This window comes from Rhodovulum sp. FJ3 (assembly GCF_032918305.1).
Lineage (GTDB): Bacteria > Pseudomonadota > Alphaproteobacteria > Rhodobacterales > Rhodobacteraceae > SAT37.
In genome coordinates, this window is record NZ_JAWJUU010000002.1 from 435524 (window position 1) to 452663 (window position 17140).

At 60.4% G+C, this 17140-nt stretch carries 15 protein-coding genes; 5 read left to right on the top strand and 10 right to left on the bottom strand.

The annotated features are described in order from the left end of the window. Window positions 1-25 precede the first annotated feature (25 nt). The gene (gene uvrA / locus R1W00_RS07220) at window positions 26-2884 is read left to right on the top strand and encodes an excinuclease ABC subunit UvrA (RefSeq protein WP_317262054.1); all 2859 of its coding nucleotides are present in this window, start codon (window positions 26-28) and stop codon (window positions 2882-2884) included. Between the two features lie 40 nt (window positions 2885-2924). On the opposite strand, the gene R1W00_RS07225 is transcribed toward uvrA, so the two are convergent. The 7 genes from R1W00_RS07225 to R1W00_RS07255 all read right to left on the bottom strand — a co-directional run bounded on the left by R1W00_RS07225 (window position 2925) and on the right by R1W00_RS07255 (window position 9374). Beyond that, window positions 2925-3134: a DUF2892 domain-containing protein gene (locus R1W00_RS07225; protein WP_317262055.1), complete on the bottom strand. Its 210-nt coding sequence runs from the start codon at window positions 3132-3134 to the stop codon at window positions 2925-2927. Between the two features lie 101 nt (window positions 3135-3235). Continuing rightward, complete coding sequence (locus tag R1W00_RS07230; RefSeq protein WP_410901531.1) at window positions 3236-3907, bottom strand: Crp/Fnr family transcriptional regulator; 672 nt, start codon at window positions 3905-3907, stop codon at window positions 3236-3238. A gap of 39 nt (window positions 3908-3946) precedes the next feature. Then, entirely contained in the window at window positions 3947-4921 is a 975-nt protein-coding gene (mmsB, locus tag R1W00_RS07235) for a 3-hydroxyisobutyrate dehydrogenase (RefSeq protein ID WP_317262056.1), read from the bottom strand. Continuing rightward, entirely contained in the window at window positions 4834-5868 is a 1035-nt protein-coding gene (locus tag R1W00_RS07240; protein ID WP_317262057.1) for a 3-hydroxyisobutyryl-CoA hydrolase, read from the bottom strand. Before R1W00_RS07240 ends, mmsB begins: the two co-directional genes overlap by 88 nt. After that, complete coding sequence (locus R1W00_RS07245; protein WP_317262058.1) at window positions 5865-7013, bottom strand: acyl-CoA dehydrogenase family protein; 1149 nt, start codon at window positions 7011-7013, stop codon at window positions 5865-5867. The genes R1W00_RS07240 and R1W00_RS07245 overlap by 4 nt, the downstream gene beginning before the upstream one ends. Before the next feature lie 115 nt (window positions 7014-7128). Beyond that, window positions 7129-7716, bottom strand: a complete 588-nt coding sequence (locus R1W00_RS07250; protein ID WP_317262059.1) for a L,D-transpeptidase — start codon at window positions 7714-7716, stop codon at window positions 7129-7131. Window positions 7717-7874: 158 nt separating this feature from the next. Next, window positions 7875-9374, bottom strand: a complete 1500-nt coding sequence (locus tag R1W00_RS07255) for a CoA-acylating methylmalonate-semialdehyde dehydrogenase (protein ID WP_317262060.1) — start codon at window positions 9372-9374, stop codon at window positions 7875-7877. A gap of 103 nt (window positions 9375-9477) precedes the next feature. On the opposite strand from R1W00_RS07255, the gene R1W00_RS07260 reads away from it, so the two are divergent. The 3 genes from R1W00_RS07260 (at window position 9478) to coaD (ending at window position 11429) form a co-directional block, all read left to right on the top strand. Then, complete coding sequence (locus R1W00_RS07260; protein ID WP_317262061.1) at window positions 9478-10374, top strand: LysR family transcriptional regulator; 897 nt, start codon at window positions 9478-9480, stop codon at window positions 10372-10374. A 66-nt stretch (window positions 10375-10440) separates the two neighbouring features. After that, a complete protein-coding gene (locus R1W00_RS07265; RefSeq protein WP_317262062.1) occupies window positions 10441-10875 on the top strand; it encodes a CBS domain-containing protein in 435 nt (144 codons plus the stop codon). Between the two features lie 68 nt (window positions 10876-10943). Next, window positions 10944-11429 carry a pantetheine-phosphate adenylyltransferase gene (coaD, locus tag R1W00_RS07270; protein WP_317262063.1) on the top strand — a complete coding sequence of 162 codons (486 nt, stop codon included), beginning with the start codon at window positions 10944-10946 and terminating at the stop codon, window positions 11427-11429. Between the two features lie 81 nt (window positions 11430-11510). On the opposite strand, the gene gap (R1W00_RS07275) is transcribed toward coaD, so the two are convergent. After that, the gene (gap, locus tag R1W00_RS07275) at window positions 11511-12509 is read right to left on the bottom strand and encodes a type I glyceraldehyde-3-phosphate dehydrogenase (protein WP_317262064.1); all 999 of its coding nucleotides are present in this window, start codon (window positions 12507-12509) and stop codon (window positions 11511-11513) included. A 319-nt stretch (window positions 12510-12828) separates the two neighbouring features. After that, window positions 12829-13833, bottom strand: a complete 1005-nt coding sequence (gene gap / locus R1W00_RS07280) for a type I glyceraldehyde-3-phosphate dehydrogenase (RefSeq protein WP_317262065.1) — start codon at window positions 13831-13833, stop codon at window positions 12829-12831. Window positions 13834-14040: 207 nt separating this feature from the next. Between gap (R1W00_RS07280) and R1W00_RS07285 the strand changes: the two genes are divergently transcribed. Continuing rightward, window positions 14041-15012 (top strand): DUF808 domain-containing protein, encoded by a 972-nt coding sequence (locus R1W00_RS07285; RefSeq protein ID WP_317262066.1) that lies wholly within the window; start codon window positions 14041-14043, stop codon window positions 15010-15012. Window positions 15013-15093: 81 nt separating this feature from the next. On the opposite strand, the gene tkt is transcribed toward R1W00_RS07285, so the two are convergent. Further along, window positions 15094-17112: a transketolase gene (tkt, locus tag R1W00_RS07290; protein ID WP_317262067.1), complete on the bottom strand. Its 2019-nt coding sequence runs from the start codon at window positions 17110-17112 to the stop codon at window positions 15094-15096. Between the last annotated feature and the right edge of the window lie 28 nt (window positions 17113-17140).

The following is a 17140-nucleotide window of genomic DNA, read 5'->3' on the forward strand; positions in this document are numbered from 1 at the left end:
TATCCCATTGCGAGCGGGGACCAGTATGGCCGAACTTAAAAACATCGAAGTGCGCGGCGCGCGCGAACACAACCTCAAAAGCATCGACGTGGATATTCCGCGCGATCAGTTGGTGGTGATTACGGGTCTGTCGGGGTCGGGGAAATCGTCCTTGGCCTTTGATACGATCTATGCCGAGGGCCAGCGCCGCTATGTCGAGAGCCTGTCGGCCTATGCCCGCCAATTCCTTGATATGATGGAAAAACCTGATGTGGATCACATCAGCGGCCTCAGCCCCGCCATTTCCATCGAACAGAAAACCACGTCGAAAAACCCGCGCTCGACCGTGGGCACCGTGACCGAGATTTACGACTATCTGCGTCTGTTGTTCGCCCGTGTCGGCACGCCCTACAGCCCCGCCACCGGCCTGCCGATTGAGGCGCAACAGGTTCAGGACATGGTCGACCGCGTCATGGGGATGGAAGAGGGCCTGCGCGCCTATCTGCTGGCCCCGATCGTGCGCGACCGCAAGGGCGAGTATAAAAAAGAGTTCCTTGAGCTGCGCAAACAGGGGTTTCAACGGGTCAAGGTCGATGGCGAATTCTATGAATTGGACACGCCGCCGACGCTGGACAAGAAATTCCGCCATGACATCGACGTCGTGGTTGACCGTCTGGTGGTCAAGGCGGGTCTGGAAACCCGTCTGGCCGACAGTTTCCGCACCGCGCTGGACCTTGCCGATGGGATCGCCATCCTTGAGACCGCCCCGAAAGAGGGGGAGCCCGAGCGGATCACCTTTTCGGAAAACTTTGCCTGTCCGGTGAGCGGGTTCACCATCCCCGAAATCGAACCGCGCCTGTTCTCGTTCAACGCGCCGTTCGGGGCCTGTCCCGATTGCGACGGGTTGGGGATGGAGCTGTTCTTTGACGAACGTCTGGTCGTACCCGACGCCGCGCTGAAACTCTATGACGGGGCGCTGGCCCCGTGGCGCAAAGGGAAATCGCCCTATTTCCTGCAAACGATTGAGGCCATCGCGCGCCATTACGAGTTCGACAAGAACACCCCGTGGAAGGATCTGCCCGCCCACGTCAAACAGGTGTTTCTCTATGGTTCGGGCGATGAGGAAATCCAGTTCCGCTATGACGAGGGCGGGCGCGTTTATCAGGTCAGCCGCAATTTTGAGGGCGTGATCCCGAACATGGAGCGCCGCTATCGCGAAACCGATAGCAGTTGGGTGCGCGAAGAATTCGAACGCTATCAGAACAACCGCCCTTGTGGCTCTTGCGAGGGCTATCGCCTGCGGCCCGAGGCCTTGGCGGTCAAGATCGCCGGTCTGCACGTGGGCCAAGTGGTTCAGATGTCGATCCGTGAGGCGCATGCGTGGTGTCAGACCGTGCCCGAGACGCTGAGCAAGCAAAAGAACGAAATCGCCCGCGCGATCCTTAAGGAAATTCGCGAACGCCTTGGGTTCCTGAACAATGTCGGTTTGGAATACCTGACCCTGTCGCGCAACGCCGGCACCCTGTCGGGCGGCGAGAGTCAGCGCATCCGCTTGGCCAGCCAGATCGGCTCGGGCCTGACGGGGGTTTTGTATGTGCTGGATGAGCCGTCGATCGGCCTGCATCAACGTGACAATGGCCGGTTGCTGGAGACGCTGAAAAACCTGCGCGATCAGGGGAACACGGTGATCGTGGTCGAACACGACGAAGAGGCCATTCGCGAGGCCGATTATGTGTTCGACATCGGCCCGGGCGCCGGTGTGCACGGCGGTCAGGTGGTCAGTCACGGCACCCCAAAGAAGATCGCCAAGGACAAGAAATCCCTGACCGGTCAGTACCTTAGCGGTGCGCGCGAAATCGGCATCCCCGCGATCCGGCGTGAGGGCAACGGCAAGGCCCTGACGGTGGTCAAGGCAACTGGCAACAACCTCAAGAACGTCACTGTGGACTTTCCTTTGGGGCAATTTGTCTGTGTGACCGGCGTGTCGGGCGGCGGCAAATCGACCCTGACGATTGAAACCCTGTTCAAAACCGCGTCCATGCGTCTGAACGGCGCTCGCCAGACGCCCGCGCCCTGCGAAACCATCCGCGGGCTCGAGCATCTGGATAAGGTCATCGATATCGACCAGCGCCCCATCGGGCGCACGCCGCGATCCAACCCCGCGACCTATACGGGGGCGTTCACGCCGATCCGTGACTGGTTCGCTGGTCTGCCCGAGGCCAAGGCGCGCGGGTATAAACCCGGTCGGTTCTCGTTCAACGTCAAGGGCGGGCGCTGTGAGGCCTGTCAGGGCGATGGCGTGATCAAGATCGAGATGCACTTTCTGCCCGACGTCTATGTGACCTGCGAAACCTGTAACGGCGCGCGGTACAATCGCGAGACGCTGGAAATTCGGTTTAAGGGTAAATCAATTGCCGATGTTCTGGATATGACCGTCGAGGACGCGCAGGAGTTCTTTAAGGCGGTGCCCAGCATCCGTGAGAAAATGGATGCGCTCTGTCGCGTGGGGCTTGGCTATATCAAGGTCGGGCAACAGGCGACGACCCTGTCGGGCGGTGAGGCGCAGCGCGTGAAACTGTCCAAGGAATTGGCGAAACGGTCGACCGGTCGGACGCTCTATATTCTGGACGAACCGACGACGGGTCTGCATTTCGAGGACGTGCGCAAACTGCTTGAGGTGCTGCACGAATTGGTCGAACAGGGCAATTCGGTCATGGTGATCGAACACAATCTGGATGTGATCAAAACAGCCGATCATATCATCGATATCGGCCCCGAGGGCGGCGATGGCGGCGGAACGGTGGTTGCGATCGGCACGCCCGAGGACGTCGCCAAGGTCGAGGCCAGCCATACCGGTCGCTATCTGGCGGACATCCTGTCGGCCAAACGTGTCGCCGCAGAGTAAATAGAAATCGGGGGCCGTTGGCCCCCGATTACACGATTGTTTATTTGCCCGGGTTCAACGGGCAGGTGCGCAGCCCGAACAAGGTATAGAGGGGGCAGCTGTTGAAGGCGGCGGTGCCAAGTGCAATCGCCGCGCCGACCAGATAGAGCCAGCTAAAGCTGCCCGAGGTCATGAAAAACGCTGCGATAAAGGCAAGGCCCAGAACGATCCGGATGACTCGGTCCAAGGCCCCCATGTTTTTCTTCAGCATGTTTTCTCTCCGCTAGAAAATCCGCGTTAGACGCGTGGTATGGCCGTAATTTGGCGCAACCGGCGGGCGGCGTCTGTGACCTAGTCACACAACGTGCGGAATTATTCGCCGCGGGCGAGATTTTGCAGGGCGGGGATGTCGGTGAGGGTGATTTTGCCGCGCTCCAGTGTGACGATCCCGCGTTTGGACAGGCGTTCCAACTGGCGCGACACCACCTCACGGGCAGAGCCGATTTTGACGGCCAGTTCCGCGTGGGTCAGGTGTAGGGTATTGCCTGTCGCCTCAACCAACAAGGTATCGGCCAGGCGGCTTTGGACCCGTTGAAACGCAACCTTTTCAAGGAGTTCCATCATCCCCTGCATCCGGCCCGCAAAGGCGCCAAAGACGAAATGGCGAAAGCTGTCCGAGCGGTCCATCAAGGTCATGAACATTTCGCGCGGGATCAGAACTGCGCGGCAATCGGTGGCGGTCAGGGCCTCACCTGTGTAATCGGCGCCGCCCATCAGGCCGAGGGTCGATTGCACGCAGGATTGGCCGGGCTCAACAGAATAGAGCAGGATGTCGCGCCCGTTTGCCCCCGTCAGGAACACGTCGATACGACCGGACAGGACGACAACGAATCCGCGCGCGGCCTCACCCGGACAGAACAGGGTCTGACCCTTGGGCAGGGTCACGGGGGCGAGGGTCGACAGGGCGCGGCGCGCGGTGTCATCCATCGTGGCCAGCGTCGCATCGCCGTCGATCCAGTCAGTGCGGGGCGGTGTCATCGTCATATGCGCATCTGATCACACCGCGCCCGCAAAGGGAATGCGTCACCCGCGCCCGCGCGCAGAGAAGCGCGGTAACATCGCCGAGAAATCGCGCCCGCGCCCGTCCTCATCTTCGACAAAGGTCTGGTAAAGACGCATGGCCAGTTCGCCCATCGGCGTGTCGGCATCCACGGACTCGGCGGCCTGTTGCGACAGGCGCAGGTCCTTGAGCATCAGATCGGCCGCGAAGCCCGGTGTGTAATCGTTGTCCGCAGGCGAGGTTGGCCCGACACCTGGTGCGGGGCAATAGGCGTTGATGCTCCAGCTGGCGCCGGAACTGGTTGACACCACGTCGAACATTTTCGCGCGATCAAGGCCCAGCTTGTCGGCCAGCGCAAAGGCCTCGCAGGTTGCAACCATTGTGGCGCCAAGGATCATGTTGTTGCAGATCTTGGCCGATTGGCCCGCACCCGCGTCGCCGCAATGGACGGCCTTTTGCCCCATGATATCAAACAGGGGGGACACGGTGGCAAAGGCGTCCGCACTGCCGCCAACCATGAAGGTCAGGGTCCCGCCAGAGGCCCCGCCGACGCCGCCCGACACCGGCGCATCCAGCGCCCCAAGGCCCGCATCCGCCGCCAGATCCGCCACCGCGCGGGCGCTGTCCACGTCCACAGTCGAACAGTCGCACAGGACTGCGCCGGTTTTCATGGCCGGAATGACCTCTGCCGCGACGGCACGCAGGATCGCGCCATTGGGCAGCATGGTGATCACCACATCGCGCCCCGCCGCTGCCTCGGCCGCCGAGGGGGCCATGGTAACGCCCGCAGGCGCAGGCGCGGTCAGGTCGAAACCGGTGACCGAATGCCCCGCCGCCGCCAGATTGGCCGCCATCGGGCCGCCCATATTGCCCAGTCCGATAAATCCGATGTCCATCTTCTGTGTCCTCCTCACAGGGTCAGTTCGTCCGCGCCCAGCGGCATCAGCATGCGGCTGATTTTTGTAGCGGGTAGGGTTTCGGCATCCGCGTCCTGCCATGTGGGGTTGCGGTCCTTGTCGATGATCTGGGCGCGGACGCCCTCAATAAAGTCACCCAGTTCCAGCGCGCGGTAGGTAAAGCGGTACTCATTCGCCAGAGCCGCCTCAATCGTGTCGCGGATGCGGGTGCGGTGGATCAATTCCACGGTGCAGGCCATCGACAATGGCGAGTTGCGGTTGATCGGTTTCAGGGCGGCGGCGGTGAAATCCGTGTCCTCATGGCGCAGGGACCGGACGATGTCGCCGATGGTTTCGCCGCCAAAATGCGCGTCGATCTGGGGTTGCAGGTCGGCCAAGGGCGCGTCTGGGGCAGGGCGCGCCGCCGCGTCGATCAGGGTCCAATCGCCGGTGTCCACCAGTTGCGCGATCAGGTCGGGCCAATCGTCCTCGGGGATGTAGTAATCGGCAAATCCCGCGTGGATCGCATCGCCCGGACCCATGCGCGCGCCCGTTACCCCAAGGTATTCGCCAATCCGCCCCGGCGCACGTGCCAGCAACAACGTGCCGCCCACATCGGGGATCAGGCCAATGCCGCTCTCGGGCATGGCGACTTGGGACGTGTCGCCGACGATCCGGTGGCTGGCATGTCCGCCCACACCGACGCCGCCGCCCATCACGAACCCCTGCATAAAGGCCGCGACGGGTTTGGGGAAATTGAACATCTTGGCGTTCATACGGTATTCGTCGGCCCAGAAATCGCGGGCGATCTGGTAATCACCGGCCTTGCCCGCGTGATACATCGCCGCAATATCGCCGCCGGCGCAAAAGGCGCGCTCGCCCTCGGCATCGATCACGATCATGGCGACATCGTCATCCGTGGCCCATGCATCCAGCGCCTGTTCGATCTTCATCGCCATCTCATGGGACAGCGCGTTCAGGGCCTGCGGGCGGGTAAAGGTGATGCGCCCGACGCGGCCCTGTTTTTCGGTGCTTAGGTCGTCGCTCATCCACGGGTCTCCAGCATATGGCGGCTGATGATCAGGCGCATGATTTCGTTGGTGCCCTCAAGGATTTGGTGCACGCGCAGATCGCGGACCAGCTTTTCAATGCCGTAATCCGCTAGATAGCCATAGCCGCCGTGTAGTTGCAGACAGTCATTGGCGACCTCAAACGCGCGGTCAGTGACATAGAGTTTCGCCATCGCGCAGAATTTGCTGGCGTCCGGTTCGCCATTGTCCAGTTTCCACGCCGCCTGACGCAGGAAGGTACGCGCGGATTGCAGTTTGACCTCCATATCCGCCAGACGGAATTGCAGGGCTTGGAATTGATCGATCGAGCGGCCAAAGGCTTTGCGCTCACCCATATAGGTCAGGGTCTGGTTCAACGCGGTTTGCGCGCCTCCAAGGGCCGAGGCCGCGATGTTCAACCGCCCGCCATCCAGCCCCGCCATGGCATAGCGGAACCCCGCGCCCAGTTCCCCCAGAACGTTGTTCGCGGGCACGTGGCAATTGTCCATCTGGACCTGCGCGGTCGGTTGTGCGCGCCAGCCCATCTTGTCCTCAAGCGCGCCAAAAGACAGGCCCTCCGCGCCATCCTCAACGATCAGGGCGGAGACGCCGCGCGGGCTATCGTCGCCGGTGCGGGTCATGACGATATAGGCGTCAGAGTAGCCGCCGCCGGAAATAAACGCTTTGGTTCCCGTGACTTGGTAGGATCCGTCCGCCTGTTCCACACCCTTGGTGCGCAGGGCCGCCGCGTCCGATCCCGATCCCGGTTCGGTCAGGCAATAGGACATCACGCGCTCCATCGAACAAATCGCGGGCAGCCAGTCCTGTTTCATCTGGTCGCTGCCGAATTTGTCGATCATGCCGCCGCACATGTTGTGGATCGACAGGAAGGACCCCACCGACGGACAGGCCATCGCCAGCGCCTCAAACACCAGCGTCGCGTCCAGCCGCGTCAGGCCAGAGCCGCCGTATTCCTCAGACACATAGATGCCGCCAAGACCCAGTTCGGCGACCTTGGACCATAGTTCTCGCGGGATGGTGCCAAGCTTTTCCCATGCCTGTGCATGCGGGGCGATTTCGGCTTGGCCAAAATCATGCGCCATCTCGAAAATGGCGGTCTGTTCTTCGGATAGTGCGAAATCCATCGGGCCTCCTCCCTGAAACCATGTGAATTGAACGCTTGTTTAATTCACAATTGTTTCAGCAAGTTTGCAAGGCCCGAATGGCTGTTAAAAGATGCAGAAATGCAAATTCGTTTTGTTAGATCAGGCGAACCTGCGCGCCGACCGGCACAAGGTCGAACAATTCCGCGATTTTCTCGTTATAAAGGCCGATACAGCCCGACGAGGACCGGCGCCCGATCTTGCGCGTGTCATGGGTGCCGTGGATCAGATAGGCGGGCCAAGACAGGTAGAGCGCGTGGGTCCCAAGGGGATTGTCCGGACCGGCGGGCAAAAAGGCGGGCAGGGTCGGGTCGCGTTCGCGCATATTGGCGGTGGGCGTCCACGTCGGGGCCACGCGTTTGCGCACGACCTCTGTATAGCCGCGCCGTGTCAGTTCTTCGGTCATCGGGACCGAGGTCGGATACAGGCGATAATCGGTCCCGTCCTTCGACCAATAGTGCAGAGCACGCGAACCGGTGTCGGCCAAGATCGTCACGCGATCCAGCGCCTCAAAATGGTCCTGCCAACGCTGGGTGACAAAGCTGCTGGTGTTGCGGCGCAGATCGGGGTCCGAGGTGCGCACGTCGGGCGTCAGGTCTTGGGCGCGCACCACGCTGGGCGCGGCAAGGGTGCTGGCCGCAAGGGCACCGATTAGGGTGCGGCGGGTCATGTTCTGGCTGCTCATGAATGCGTCCTTTCGCGTCGTCTTTGGCCTAGGTCTACAAGACAAACGCTACAGGTCCAGTAGCGATCCCTTGAAGAATGCAAAAACACGCATTTGTTACCAAAAAAGGCCCCGCATCTTGGTGATGCGAGGCCCGATGCATAGTCCCTGAGCAGGGATTAATCCATTTGTTTAAAGGCGAATTCGCCGCCTTCTTTGATCCCCGAGAACCAGCGCGCCGTGACGGTTTTGGTTTTCGTGTAGAACTTGAACGCGTCGGGGCCGTATTGGTTCAGATCGCCAAAGGCCGACTTTTTCCAGCCGCCGAACGAGAAGTAGGACAGCGGAACAGGGATCGGGAAGTTGATGCCGACCATGCCGACGTTCACACGGCTTGCGAAATCACGCGCGGTGTCGCCATCGGCGGTGTAGATCGCGGTGCCGTTGCCGTAGTCGTTCTTCATGACCAGATCCAGCGCCTCTTCATAGCTGTCGGTGCGAACGGTCGACAGAACCGGGCCAAAGATCTCTTCCTTGTAGATCTCCATGTCCGGCGTCACGTTGTCAAACAACGACGGGCCAACAAAGAAGCCGTCCTCATAACCCTGCAGGGTAAAGTCGCGACCGTCGATGACCAGGTTTGCGCCCTGTTCCACACCCGAGGCGATCAGACCTTCGATGCGCGACTTCGACGCTGCGGTGATGACGGGGCCGTAATCGACATCGTCGCCTGCGGTATAGGGACCAACTTTGAGGGCCTCAACGCGCGGGGTCAGCTTTTCGATCAGCTTGTCCGCGGTTTCCTGACCGACGGGAACTGCCACCGAAATCGCCATGCAGCGTTCGCCAGCCGCGCCGAAACCGGCACCGACCAGAGCGTCCGCCGCCTTGTCCAGATCGGCGTCGGGCATGATGATCATGTGGTTTTTGGCACCACCGAAACACTGGGCGCGTTTGCCGTTGGTGGCGGCGCGACCATAGATGTATTGCGCGATCGGGGTCGAGCCGACAAAGCCAACGGCCTGAATGGTGTCGTTGTCCAGCAGGGCGTCAACAACCTCTTTGTCGCCGTTCACAACCTGCAGAACGCCGTCGGGCAGACCTGCTTCTTTCAGGAGTTCCGCCAGCATCAGCGAGGTCGACGGGCAACGCTCGGACGGTTTCAGGATCATGGCGTTGCCACAGACCAGCGCGGGCGCCATTTTCCACAGCGGGATCATTGCAGGGAAGTTGAACGGCGTGATGCCGGCGACAACGCCCAGCGGTTGACGCATGGAATAAAGGTCGATGCCCGGACCACCGTTGTCCATGAACTCGCCCTTTAGCATGTGCGGCGCGCCCATGCAGACCTCAACCACCTCAAGACCACGCTGAACATCGCCACGCGCGTCGGGCAAGGTCTTGCCGTGCTCGCGGCTGACCAACTCGGCCAGTTTGTCCATGTTTTCGTTGATCAGGTCGGCGAACTTCATCATGACGCGAGCGCGACGCTGGGGGTTGGTGGCGGCCCATTTGACCTGTGCCTCGGCGGCGTCTGCAACGGCGGCGTTCAGTTCGTCAACAGTGGCCAGCGGTACCTTGCCCTGCACTTCGCCGGTGGCGGGGTTGTAGACGTCAGCGAAACGGCCCGAGGTCCCTTTGACCAGTTTGCCGTTCAGATAATGGCATAGCTCTTCCATGCTATGTTCCTCCTTGAGGTTCGTTTGGCGGCACTGTACCCTTGCAAAAACGCGGAATAAACACGCAGTTATTCAAACAGGTTTTGCATAAATGGGGGTGCAGATGGAGGCAAATTGGGACGACATGCGGGTGTTTCTGGCCGTCGCACGGGCCGAGAGCCTGTCTGGCGCGGGCAAAACCCTAAAGATGGATCCGGCCACGGTGGGGCGGCGCATTCAGCGTCTGGAAGAGGCATTTGGCACGCCGCTGTTCGTGAAATCGCCCCAAGGCTATGCCCTGACCAATGAGGGGGAACGCCTCTTGCCGCGCGCCGAACAGGCCGAACAGGCGATGACCCTTGCCGTTGAAGAAACCAGCGGCCAGACCGGCACTTTGAACGGCGTTGTGCGGATTGGCGCGCCGGATGGATGTGCGAATTTTCTGTTGCCGCAGGTTTGCGCGCGGATGCGGGAAAAACATCCGGGCCTTGAGCTTCAGATCATTGCCCAGCCCCGTGTGGTCAACCTGACGCGGCGCGAGGCCGATATGGCCATCGCCGTCAGCGCGCCGGACACCGGACGCCTGACCGTGCAAAAAATCACAGATTATCGCCTGCATCTGGCGGCCTCGCGGCGGTATCTGCGGCGCCATGATCCGATCGAGACCATGGATGATCTGCAAAAACACCGCATGATCGGGTATATTCCCGACATGATTTTCGACAAGGAGTTGGACTATCTCGCGGCCAGCGGGAACGACCAGTTGGGGATCTCGTCGAATTCGGTTTCGGTTCAGCTGAACCTGCTGCGTCAAGCGGCGGGTGTGGGTATCGTGCATGATTTTGCCCTGCCTTTTGTGGTAAAGGTGGACAAAATCCTGACGGATCAGTTTTCGCTGACCCGCTCTTTTTACCTCTTGCGGCACGCGGATGACCGCAAAGTTGAGCGTCTTAGCCGCGTTGCAGCGGAATTGGCCGACGGAATCAAGCGCGAAGTGGCCCACCTTGAAGGTCTCACTTGACAGAATGTCGCAGACGGGGCGACCCTATCCCTGAGGAGCGTGCGTAATCAGGGAGGAATCACAGGCATGTTGGTGCGTAAAATCTTGGGGACCAAGGAAACGGCTGGCGTTTTAACCATCCCGCCGAGCATGACAGTGGGCGAAGCTGCCGCAGAACTGTCGTCGCGCAAAATCGGGTGTTTGATTGTGTCCACCGATGGCAAAACGGCGGCGGGTATCCTGTCCGAGCGTGACATCGTGCGCGAACTGGGCCGTCGCGGGGCGGGTTGTTTGGCCGATCCGGTGTCGGACCTGATGACCAAGACCCTTGTGACCTGTGGTCCGGACGAGTCCGCGGATGATGTTCTGGGCAAGATGACCCAAGGGCGGTTCCGTCATATGCCGGTTCTGGAAAATGGCGAGATGCTGGGCCTGATTTCCATCGGGGATGTGGTCAAGGCGCGCCTGTCGGAACTGTCCATGGAAAAAGATGCGCTACAGGGCATGATTATGGGCCATTAAGGCCCATCGCCCCTTGCATCCCCGCGCGCAATATTGTTGCGTGGCGATAGATCAAAAGGGGGGATGTCATGCGCATCGGACTATACCCGGGCACATTCGATCCGGTCACTTTGGGCCACATGGATATCATCGAACGCGCCTCGAAACTGGTGGATCGCTTGGTCATTGGCGTGGCGATCAACCGCGATAAGGGGCCGCTGTTCTCGCTTGAGGAACGGGTCGAGATGATCAAGGCCGAATGCGCGTCGATCACGGACACGGAAATCGTGGTCCATCCGTTTGAAAACCTGCTGATCGATTGTGCCCGCGATGTGGGGGCGAACGTGATCGTGCGCGGCCTGCGGGCGGTTGCGGATTTTGAGTATGAATTCCAGATGGTTGGCATGAACCGCGCGCTCGATAACACGGTTGAGACCGTGTTCCTGATGGCCGATGCCCGTCGTCAGGCGATTGCGTCCAAGCTGGTCAAGGAAATTGCCCGTCTGGGTGGCGACGTCAGTCAATTTGTCCCCGGCGATGTCGAGGCGCAGTTGATGGAAAAATACGGGCGGTAAGGTCCCGCGCCGGTTTCCAAATTGAAAAGGCCGCCCGAGGGCGGCCTTTGTTGTTTTTGTTCTGGTGATCGCCAGCGGAGATCAGAGTTTCCCCAACGCTACGGCGGTGTCCGACATGCGGTTGGAGAAGCCCCATTCGTTGTCGTACCACGTCAGGATGCGGACAAAGTTGCCGTCCATCACCTTGGTCTGGTCCATATGGAAGACCGACGAGTGGCTGTCGTGGTTGAAATCGCTGCTGACCAAGGGGGCGTCGGTGTAGCCGAGGATACCTTTGAGCGGACCATCGGCGGCGGCGCGGATGGCGGCGTTGACCTCTTCGACTGTGGTGTCGCGCGATGCCTCGAACGTCAGGTCGACGACCGACACATTCGGGGTGGGGACGCGGATCGCGACGCCGTCCAGTTTGCCGTTCAGTTCGGGCAGGACCAGACCAACGGCCTTGGCCGCGCCGGTCGAGGTAGGGATCATGCTGGTCGCGGCGGCACGGGCGCGGTAGAGGTCCTTGTGCATCGTGTCCAGCGTCGGCTGATCGCCGGTATAGCTGTGGATGGTGGTCATAAAGCCACGCTTGATCCCGATGGCGTCGTTCAGAACCTTGGCCACCGGCGACAGGCAGTTTGTGGTGCAGGATGCGTTCGAGACGACCAGATCTTCGGCGGTCAGTGCATTGTCGTTCACACCAAAAACGATGGTTTTATCCGCACCGGCCGAAGGGGCCGAAACCAGAACGCGGCGCGAGCCGTTTTGCAGGTGCAGCGCGGCCTTGTCCCGTGCGGTAAAGATGCCGGTGCATTCCAGAGCGACATCAACATCGCCCCACGGCAGGGCGGCGGGGTCGCGTTCTGCGGTGACCTTGATCGGGCCACGGCCCACGTCGATCGTGTCGCCGTTGACGGTCACCTCGGCGGGGAAGCGGCCATGAACGCTGTCATAGCGCAGCAGATGCGCGTTGGTTTCCACGGGACCGAGATCGTTGATCGCGACGACCTCGATGTCGGTGCGACCCGATTCAATGATGGCGCGCAATACGTTGCGACCGATCCGGCCAAATCCGTTGATCCCTACTTTGATGGTCATGGGAAACCCCTTTGCCTGCTGACGTCTGATGTTGGCGCAAACATGGCGAATTCAGACGAAAGGTCAAGCGAAAATGGATAGCGCTAACACAAACATGATGGACCTGCGGAGCAGGGACCGCGAACATAAACGAACCTACAGAGGGGAAATGCCCGCCAAATCAACGCCAAAAGGCGATGTAATCGACGAAATCGATGAATTTCCGGAAAAGGAAAAGGCCGCCCTGTCCATTGTTAAGGTACAGGTCGGCCCCGAAAGCTAGTCCAATCAAAACCACCAGAATGGCAGCCAGACGGTTGGTCATGTAATGCGCCCCGCGTCAGTTCAGCAGGCGACCCATCGTTCCAGCCACATCGGCCATACGTGCGGAGAAGCCCCATTCGTTATCGTACCAAGCCAGAACGCGCACCGTACGGCCGCCGATCACTTTGGTCTGGTCAGGGGCAAAGATAGACGAATGTGTCGTGTGGTTAAAGTCGATCGAGACCTTGGGTTCGGGATCATAGCCCAGAACCGCACCCATGTGACCGGCGGCGGCCTCACGGACGATTTCGTTGACGTCCTCGACGGTGACGTCCTTTTGGGCCTCGAACGTCAGGTCCACGGCGGAGACGTTCGGGGTCGGGACGCGCAAGGCGGTGCCGTCCAGACGACCTTCGAGTTCGGGCAGCACCTCTTTCAGGGCCTTGGCAGCACCGGTCGAGGTCGGGATCATTGCCATCGCCGCCGCACGTGCGCGGTAGAGATCGCTGTGACGACGGTCCAGCGTCGGCTGGTCGCCGGTGTAGCTGTGGATGGTGGTCATGATGCCACGTTCGATGCCGATTGCGTCGTTCAACACCTTGGCCAGCGGGGCCAGACAGTTGGTGGTGCAGGAGCCGTTCGAGATCATACGCTCATCGGCCAGCATCTCGCGATGGTTCACGCCATAGACCACAGTGCGGTCGACGTTTTTCGCGGGGGCCGAGATCAGGACCTTTTTCGCGCCACGCTCAAGGTGGATCGCCGATTTATGACCGTCGTTGAATTTGCCGGTGCATTCCAGAACAACGTCACAGCCGTCCCAGTCCAGTTCCTCGGGGTTGTAGGTCGAGAAAACTTTCATCGGGCCGCGACCGATATCCATCGTGTCGCCGTCCACTTTGACGTCATTGCCGAAACGGCCATGGACGCTGTCATAGCGCAGGAGGTGGGCGTTGGTCTCAATCGGGCCGGTCGCGTTGATCTTGACGACCTGGACGTCGTTGCGGGCAGCCTCAGCAATGTGGGCCAAGGTGCAGCGGCCAATGCGGCCAAAGCCATTAATGCCGATCGTGACGGTCATGAAGATTCTCCTGATGCAGCGCGTATAGGGGCGACTTAGCGTCCCATGCCCCATATTGCAAAGGTGAAAAGCCAAAAAAACCAGTGTGTTAGCGATAAACATGACCAAAGTCGGAATGTTGGCGATAACTGATTGCGCCACCACACGGGGTTGCGCCAAACAGGACGTCGGGTACAAAGAGACGCGGGATTTTCAGGAGTTTTTTGAATGAGCGGTTTGTTAGCGCTATTGGACGATGTGGCAGGGATTGCCAAAGTCGCGGCGGCCTCGGTCGACGATGTGGCGGCCCAAGCGGCCAAAGCGGGGTCCAAGGCGGCGGGTATCGTGATCGACGATGCGGCGGTGACGCCGAAATACGTGCACGGGTTTTCCGCCGATCGCGAATTGCCGATTATCTGGAAAATCTCCAAGGGCTCGTTTTTCAACAAGCTGGTGATCCTGTTGCCGCTGGCCCTGTTGCTTTCGACTTTCGCGCCGTTCGTGATTGCGCCTTTGTTGATGTTGGGGGGGGCGTACCTGTGTTTTGAGGGTGCGGAGAAGGTGTTCCACGTCCTGTTCCCGCATGGCGATCATGCGGTTGAGGCGGATATGGACATCAAGGATCCCGCCCATCTGGAGACGACGCGGGTCAAGGGCGCGATCAAGACGGATTTCATCCTGTCTGCAGAGATCATGACCATTTCCCTGTCGGCCATTCCCGATGGATCGTTGTTTGTCAAAGGGGTCGCGCTGGCGCTTGTGGGGATCGGGATTACCATTCTGGTCTATGGCAGCGTTGCCTTGATCGTAAAGGCGGATGATGTTGGCCTGTTCCTGTCGGCGCGGGGGCGGTTGACGGCGACACGAGCCTTTGGGCGCGGGTTGGTCAAAGGGATGCCCGTGTTCATGAAGCTGTTGTCGACGGTTGGGACGCTGGCGATGTTGTGGGTTGGTGGCTCAATCATCGTCCATGGGCTTGAGGAGATGGGATGGCCGTGGTTGGGACATCACATTCATGATCTGGCCGTGGCCGGTGCGCATTACGTGCCTGAGGCGGCGCATGGGTTTGCGGAATGGGCGATCACCGCCGGTGTGGATGGGGTGATTGGTCTGGCGTTGGGGTTTGTGTTGATCCCGATTGCCACGCGGATCATCGGGCCGTTGATCGGCGCGATCACCGGAAAATCCGCCGCGCACTGATCCGTTGCGCCGGTTATCAAATTGAAAAGGCCCCGATCGTTGATCGGAGCCTTTGTTGTTTTAGTCGATTTGACCGGCGCGTTAGCCCAGCAGATCTTTGACCTTTTGCGCGGTCGCTTCGGCGGTGATGCCGAAATGCGCATAGAGCTCAGGTGCCGGAGCGGAGGCACCAAAGCCTTCCATGCCGACAAAGGCTGCTTTGGTGTCGCGGCCGCGTTCACCCATCAGCCATTTGTCCCAGCCCATACGACCGGCGGCCTCAATCGCGACGCGGACGGGGCCGCCCGGCAGAACGCGTTTGCGGTAGGATGCGTCCTGAGCCTCGAACAGTTCCCAGCAGGGCATGGACACAACGCGGGTGCCGATACCTTCGGCCTGTAGCAGGTCACGAGCGGCCAGTGCGATTTCGACCTCAGAGCCGGTGGCCATCAGGATCGCCTGACGTTTACCTTCGGCTTCGGCCAGAACATAGGCGCCGAGGGCGGTCATGTTCTTGGTCTTGTGATCCTTGCGCACGGTCGGCAGGTTTTGACGCGACAGGGCCAGAACCGACGGGGTCTTGTCCGCGGTCAGCGCGATTTCCCATGCCTCGGCCGTTTCGACCAGATCGGCGGGACGGAACACGTTCATGTTCGGTGTCGCGCGCAGCATGGCGAGGTGCTCAACCGGCTGGTGGGTCGGGCCGTCTTCGCCAAGGCCGATGCTGTCATGCGTCATGACATAGGTCACGGGCACACCCATCAGCGCGGACAGACGCATCGCGCCGCGTGCATAATCGGCAAAGCACATGAACGTGCCGCCATAGGGGCGCACACCACCGTGCAGGGCCAGACCGTTCATCGCTGCCGCCATACCGTGTTCACGGATGCCGTAGTAGACATAACGACCGCCACGGCTGTCGGGCATGAAGACGCCAAGATCGCTGGTCTTGGTGTTGTTCGAGCCGGTCAGGTCAGCCGAGCCGCCAACGGTTTCGGTCAACAGCGGGTTCAGCGCGGCGAGGGTCATCTCGCTGGCCTTACGGGTTGCGACCTTGGGTTGGTCTTCGCTGGCCTGTTTTTTCAGGGCTTTGACAGCGGCCGACAGCTTTTTCGGCGCATCGCCCGCGTAGACGCGGTTGAACTCGTTCTGTTTGCCTTGGGACAGGGTGGCAAAGCGCGCTTCCCATTCAGCGCGGTCGGCTGCGCCACGGCTGCCGATCGCTTCCCATGCGGATTTGATGTCGGCGGGGATTTCGAACGCGTCGGCGGTCCAGCCATAGGCGGCCTTGGTGTCGGCGATCAGGGTCGCGTCGGTCAGGGCGCCGTGTGCTTTGGGCGTATCCTGTGCGGCGGAACCGATACCGATATGCGTTTTACACGCGATCATCGACGGTTTCTTCGACTTCTTGGCGGCGACGATGGCCTCATCAATCTCGGTCGGGTTGTGACCGTCGATATCGATGACCTGCCAGCCAGAGGCCTTGAACCGCATGACTTGATCGGTGACGTCGGTGATGTCGACGGTGCCGTCGATGGTGATGTTGTTGTTGTCCCAGAAGACGATCAGCTTGGACAGCTCATGCTTGCCAGCAAATGCAATGGCCTCTTGGCTGACGCCTTCCATCAGGCAGCCGTCGCCCGCGATTACATAGGTGTGGTGATCGACAACCTTTTTGCCGTATTGGGCGCGCTGGATTTCCTCGGCCATGGCGAAACCCACGGCGGTGGCGATCCCTTGGCCCAGAGGACCGGTGGTCGTTTCAACACCGCGACCGTGGCCGTATTCGGGGTGACCGGCGGTATAGACGCCCATCTGGCGGAAGTTCTTGATCTGCTCGATCGGGAAATCTTCGTAGCCCGTCAGGTGCAGCAGCGAATAAAGCAGCATCGAGCCGTGACCAGCGGACAGGATAAACCGGTCGCGGTCGGGCCACTGGGGCGCGGAGGCGTCGAATTTCAGGTGCTTTTCATACAAAACCGTCGCGACATCGGCCATGCCCATGGGCATACCGGAGTGGCCGGAATTTGCGGCGGCGATTGCATCCATCGCAAGGGCGCGGATGGCGCTTGCTTTTTTCCAGTGCTCAGGATTGGCTTGAGCAAGTGCGTTCAGGTCCAAGGGTGTGGTCCTTTATATTACGGGCTGC